The sequence below is a fragment of the Streptomyces alkaliphilus genome (genome assembly GCF_014141535.1).
In the GTDB taxonomy this organism is placed as follows: Bacteria; Actinomycetota; Actinomycetes; order Streptomycetales; family Streptomycetaceae; genus Streptomyces; species Streptomyces alkaliphilus.
In genome coordinates, this window is sequence record NZ_VKHT01001421.1 from 1 (window position 1) to 967 (window position 967).

At 70.6% G+C, this 967-nt stretch carries 1 protein-coding gene; it reads right to left on the reverse strand.

The genetic code is table 11. The annotated features are described in order from the left end of the window. Positions 1 to 128: 128 nt before the first annotated feature. The coding region (locus tag FNQ90_RS24860) for an ABC transporter permease (protein WP_407699443.1) at positions 129 to 967 on the reverse strand (839 nt) is incomplete at its 5' end.

Sequence of the window (967 nt, forward strand, 5' to 3'; positions counted from 1 at the left end):
GGTGAACACCCTCCGCGCGGGCGGATGTTGGCGGGAGGCGGCGGGGCGGCGGGGAGATCGACGCACCGGACGGAAACGGCCCCGGGCCGGGCGGGGTGGTGCCCGACCGGCCCGGGAAACACTCGATCTCAGCCCGCGGCGGTCTTGTACTTGCGGACCGCCAGGGTGCGGAAGATCAGGATGACCAGCACCGAGTACAGCACGGAGGCGAGCACCGGATTCTGCATCGGCCACGCGGCGGGGGCCTCGTAACCGGGCGGCAGGTTGCCGAACAGTTCGCGGACGGCCAGGACGGTGGCGCTGAAGGGATTCCACTCGGCGACCGGCTGGAGCCAGCCGGGCATGTTCTCCGAGGGCACGAAGGCCACCGAGATGAAGGTGAGCGGGAAGAGCCACACCAGCCCGCCGGAGGTGGCGGCCTCGGGGCTGCGCACCGACAGCCCGATCAGGGCCCCGATCCAGGTGAAGGCGTAACCGAAGAGCAGCAGCAGACCGAAGGCGAGCAGGGCGGAGGGCACGCCCTCGTTGATCCGCCAGCCGACCAGCAGCGCCACGATGGTCAACACCACCAGGATCAGCGCGGTCTGCACCAGGTCGGCCAGGGTGCGGCCGGTGAGGACGGCTCCCCGGGACATGGGCAGCGACCGGAAGCGGTCGATGATGCCCTTCTGCATGTCCTCCGCGATGCCGGCGCTCGCGCCGGCGGTGGCGAAGGTGACGGTCTGCGCGAAGATGCCGCCCATCAGGAACTGCCGGTAGGCGTCCGGGTCCAGGCCCGCGCCCGGGATGTTGATCGAGCCGCCGAAGACGTAGGAGAACAGCACCACGAACATGATGGGCTGGATGAGGCCGAAGACCACGACCTCGGGGATGCGCATCATGCGCAGCAGGTTGCGCTGCATGACCACCAGGGAGTCCCGCAGGCCCTGCCGGATGCCGACGCGCTGGTCGCCCGCGGGGCGGGGGG